Annotated in this window: 3 protein-coding genes; 1 reads left to right on the top strand and 2 read right to left on the bottom strand. The window is 76.4% G+C overall.

All coding sequences use genetic code 11. The features are described 5' to 3' along the window. Positions 1-192: 192 nt before the first annotated feature. Both ABZW03_RS37770 and ABZW03_RS37765 read right to left on the bottom strand, forming a co-directional pair. A complete protein-coding gene (locus ABZW03_RS37770) occupies positions 193-1,758 on the bottom strand; it encodes a hypothetical protein (protein ID WP_355268942.1) in 1,566 nt (521 codons plus the stop codon). Positions 1,759-1,953: 195 nt separating this feature from the next. Continuing rightward, positions 1,954-3,369, bottom strand: coding sequence for a hypothetical protein (locus ABZW03_RS37765; RefSeq protein WP_355268940.1), 1,416 nt, complete (start codon positions 3,367-3,369; stop codon positions 1,954-1,956). A 246-nt stretch (positions 3,370-3,615) separates the two neighbouring features. Between ABZW03_RS37765 and ABZW03_RS37760 the strand changes: the two genes are divergently transcribed. Continuing rightward, positions 3,616-4,527 (top strand): LysR family transcriptional regulator, encoded by a 912-nt coding sequence (locus tag ABZW03_RS37760; RefSeq protein ID WP_355268938.1) that lies wholly within the window; start codon positions 3,616-3,618, stop codon positions 4,525-4,527. Positions 4,528-4,564 lie beyond the last annotated feature (37 nt).

The raw sequence follows: 4,564 nt of genomic DNA, 5'->3' as shown, positions 1-4,564 counted from the left end.
GTCGCCGCCACCGACGCCGCCCGGCTGGCCGCCGAACTGCGCGCCACCGGCGAGACCTCGGTCGAGCTGGACGGCGAGACGATCACCCTCTCCCCAGACGAGGTGATGAACCACCTGCCCCACCCTCCCGCCGCGGGGGCGGGACGCCGGCCCGGCCGCCGTCCCGCCCCCGTCGCGGCGTCCGGGCGCGGCTCAGTCGTCGTTCCCGCCCTGGTCCCCGTCGTGGCCGTGGCCGTGGCCCGGGTGGCGCGCGGTGGGCTTGGCGAAGGCCTGGTAGCCCTCGCGCTGCGGGCCCTCGGCGCCGGCGACCAGGTTGCCGCTGGTCGAGTTGAACACCACGGTCCGGCCGGAGGCGTCCACGAACGGGTCGGTCGAGGAGCCGTTGCCGAACGAGCCGTCCGGCGCGGTGGAGACCCGCTCGGTGAGGCCGGTGACCAGGTCCCGGCGGTAGACGTCCGAGCCCGGGTGCTGCGGGCCCGGCACCAGGTTGTCGGCGGCGGACTCGAAGTAGACCCAGCGGTTGTCGGCGGTGATCGAGCCGTGGCCGGAGGAGCCGACCGAGCCGGTGCCCGGCAGACCGCCGCTGACCTTCGTCACGGTGCCCGTCCGCAGGTCCCGGACGTGCAGCACGGTGTGGTAGCGGTGGCCGCCGGTCGAGCCGCCGGGCTCGGGCAGGGCGTAGACCGCGCGCTGCCCGTCCGGGCTGATGGTGGCGTCGAAGGCCGCCGGGGTGAGCTTGCCGTCCAGGTCGAAGCTGACCGGCTCGATGGCCCCGCTCGCCACGTCGTAGGTGTAGTAGACGGCGGTGGTCGGGCGGGCCAGGCTCGGCTGCGCCCCGGCGGGCGCCACCGCCGCGGCGCCCGGGGGCGGGTCCACGGGGAGGGCACCGGCCGCGGCGGCGGACTCGGCGGCCGTGGCGGCGAGGGCCGGGGTCCGCTCGGCCGGCAGCAGGTCGGAGAGGGAGCCGAAGCCGATGGTGCGGCCGTCCGCGCTGAGCTTCGGGTGGAAGGACGTGCTCTCGCCGGGCCTGCCGGTGGCGTCGCGGGTGACCAGGCGGGTCGTGCCGGACCAGCGATCGGTCAGGTAGACGTTGAGCTTCCAGGTGTAGGGCCTGGCGAGCGAGGGCCCCGGCTCCGGCTCCGGGTCCACGACGGTCGGATCGAGGTCCGTCCGGGAGGACACGAAGGCCACGTAGCGGCCGTCGCCGCTGACCGAGGGCGCGTACGAGTAGTGGAACCTGTCGGGGTCGGTGCTGGTGAGCCCGCCGCTGACCAGCTCGGTGCGGCCGGTCCGCAGGTCCCGGACGTACACCTCGGTGCGGCCCTTGACCTGCATGCCGGGCACCACGTCCTCGGCGTCGCTCTCGAAGGCGACGTAGCGGCCGTCGGCGCTGATCGCGGGCTGTTCGGTCCAGCCGCTCAGCACCTGGCCCGAGTCGGACAGGTTGACCCGCTCGGTGCGGCCGGTGCGCAGGTCCTTCACGTAGGCGTCGCGCCCGCTGTGCGCGGGATCCACCAGGTTGGTGGCCCAGGAGGTGAACAGGACGTAGCGGCCGTCGGCGCTGACGCCCTGGACCCAGGACTGGTTGTCGGGGGCGGCGCCGTTCACTCCGGTGCTGACCTGGACGGTGCCGCGCAGCGGCGGTCGGGCCTCGGCCGGGACGGCGGTCACGGCGGTGACGGCGAGGACGGCGGCCGCGGCCAGGACGCCGCTGCCGGCCAGCCGGCGGGCGCGGGTCGTCCGGGTGGTGCGTGTCATCGGGTGTTCCCCCCTCTGCGCGCCCGGCCGGGCTCCCTCCCGGCGACGGGCTTTTCGGGAGAGCCAATCGTCGGGAGGGCCGGTGGTCAACGGCCGTGGGTGATCTCGGCGGAAAATACGTCAGCGGAGGTATGCGGACGGCGGGATCGGGTGCGGCCGGGCGGTACCGGGCGGGGAACCGGTGGTGCCGGGCCGTCAGAGGCGGCGGCGGAAGACGTCCGTGGCGGCGTTGTCGTCGCCGGGTACCAGGTTGCCGTCCTCCGCGTCGAACAGCACCGTGCCGCCGGTGGCGTCCACGGACGGACGGTAGGAGCCGGCGGTGCTCTGCCCGCCGTCCCGGGTGAGGCTGACCCGCTCGATCCGCCCGGTCCACAGGTCGCGGCGGAACACGTCGGTGGTGTCGTTGGTGTCGTCGGCCACCAGGGTCGGGGCGTCGGAGGCGAAGTAGACCCAGCGGCCGTCTCCGGTCATGACGCCGCCGGAGGACGAGTACGTGGTGGAGGTGCCCGGCAGGTCGGTGTTGACCTTGGTGACCGCACCGGTGGCCAGCTCGTGGACGTACACGTCCATCCGGATGCCGCGGGGCGGCCTCCCGCCGCCGTGCACCGGGAGGCTGTAGACCGCGAAGCGGCCGTCCGGGCTGATCCGGCCGTCGGACCCGGCGCCGCGCAGGTCGTGGGCGGCGCCCGGCTCCAGGCTGGCGCCGGTGATCAGGCCGGTGTCGGCCCGCCAGACGTAGTACGGGTAGAAGCGCGGCCCGGTCAGCCGGGGGGCGTCGGTGCCCGGATCCGGTTCGGTGGCCGGGGCGTCGGTGGCGGGGTCGGGCTCGGGCTCGGTGGACGGGAGCAGGTTGCCGGCCCGGGAGGTGAAGCCGACGGTGCCGCCGTCCGCGCTGATCGTCGGGCCGAAGGAGTGGTTGTCGGCGCCGGTGCCGTCCGCGCCGACGGTGACCAGCCGGGTGGTGTGGGTCCAGCGGTCGGTGACGAAGACGTTGCGCTTGCCGCGCTTCACCCCGGACGCGAGGTCGGTGCGGTCGGAGGCGTAGGCGACGTAGCGGCCGTCCCGGCTGAGGCTGGGGCTGCCCGCGCTGCGGATGCTCTGGTCGTCGCCCGCGCCGGAGACGCCGTCGCCGGTCGAGACGAGCTCGGTGCGGCCGGTCCGGCGGTCGCGGACGAAGACGTCGCCGGCGTGCGTCGGCTGTCCCGGCACCACGTCGGTGGCGGTGGTGCTGAAGGCCACGTAGCGGCCGTCGCCGCTGATCGCGGCCTCGGTGGTGGCGGCGTTCAGCCGGGAGCCGTCGTCGGCGACACTGACCCGTTCGAGGTGCCCGTTGCGCAGGTCCCTGACGTAGACCTCGGCCTGGCCCATGGTGCCGTCGGGCAGCACACCGGGTGCGTCCGAGCCGAACAGCGCCGAGCGGCCGTCCTCGCTCAGTCCGAGCGCGTTGGAGTTGCCGTCGAACTGCTCGCCCTTGGCGCCCTCGCTGACCCGGGCGGTGTCGCCCTTGGGCGGGCGGGCCTCGGCGGCGGGCGTCGCGGCGCCGGCCACGGCGGTGGCCAGCAGGACGGCGGCGGCCCGGGCGAGCCGGCGGCGGGTCCGTGCGGTGGTCATGGATTCCTCCCCTGGTGACGGCCCGGGCCCTCGACCCCCGCGGCCCGGTCGGGAAGAGCCAAGCGCCGGTCCCGGCCGGCGGTCAACGACGGGGACGGATCTCGTCCGGAAACGCACCACCGGCGGTGCCCGCGGCCGAAACCCCTGCTCCGGCGGGTCGCGCCGCCCGCCGCGCGGACGCCTCCGGGGACGCCGTCGTCCGCCTGGCCCGACGGGGGTGCCGCGCCGCGCTGGCAGAATTGGTCCGTGATCGACGCACGACGGCTGCGGACCCTGCGGGCCGTGGCGGACCACCGCACCGTGACCGCCGCGGCGGCCGCCCTCTACCTGACCCCCTCCGCGGTCTCCCAGCAGCTGGCCGCCCTGGAACAGGAGACCGGCCACCACCTGCTCGCCCGGGAGGGCCGGGGCGTGCGGCTGACCGCCGCGGGGGAGATCCTGCTCGGCCACGCCGACGTGGTGCTCGCCCAGCTGGAACGCGCCGAGGCCGACCTCGCCGCGTACAGCGCGGGCGTCTCCGGGGAGGTCACCGTCGCCTCCTTCGCGACCGCCATCGCCTCGGTGCTCGCCCCCGCCGTCGGCCTGCTCGCCGCGCGCGCGTCCGGGGTCCGGCTCAAGGTGCTGGACGCCGAGGGCGACGCCAGCCTGCCGATGGTGCTGGACGGCCGCGCGGACCTCGCGGTGGCCGTCGAGTACCGGGGCGCCCCGCGCGCCGACGACGCCCGGCTGACCCGGGTGCCGCTGTACGCCGAGCCCTTCGAGGCCGTCCTGCCGCTCGGGCACCGGCTGGCCGGGGAGGCCGGGCCGCTGGCCGTCGCGGCGCTGGCCGACGAGCCGTGGATCGGGCCGTACCCGGGCAACCCCTGCCACGACGTGGTGCTGCTGGCCTGCGAGCACGCCGGGTTCCAGCCCCGGCTGCTGCACTCCTCGGACGACTTCCGCGCGGTGGTCGCGCTCGCCTCGGCGGGCCTCGGGGTGGCGCTGGTGCCGCGCTCGGCGCTGCGCGGCGTCGACCTCGGCGAGGTCGCGGTGCGGCCGGTGGACAGCGAGCTCGCCACCCGCCGGGTGTTCGCCGCCGTCCGGGCGGGCGCCGACGGGCACCCGCTGATCCGGCCGGTGCTGGACTCGCTCGCCGAGGCGGCCGCCGCGAGCCGGTGAACGGGCCGGCCGCCGCGAGCCGGTGAACCGGTCCGCT

It is taken from the genome of Kitasatospora sp. NPDC004799 (genome assembly GCF_040609095.1).
Taxonomy (GTDB): Bacteria; Actinomycetota; Actinomycetes; order Streptomycetales; family Streptomycetaceae; genus Kitasatospora.
The sequence above is the reverse complement of the archived record's forward strand: the minus strand, read 5'-3'. Positions and strand labels throughout refer to the sequence as shown.

What these genes read in the sequence shown, in the direction of transcription:
- ABZW03_RS37770 (WP_355268942.1), bottom strand. Translation starts at nt 1,758, where the DNA reads ATGACACGCACCACCCGGACGACCCGCGCCCGCCGGCTGGCCGGCAGC.
- ABZW03_RS37765 (WP_355268940.1), bottom strand. Translation starts at nt 3,369, where the DNA reads ATGACCACCGCACGGACCCGCCGCCGGCTCGCCCGGGCCGCCGCCGTC.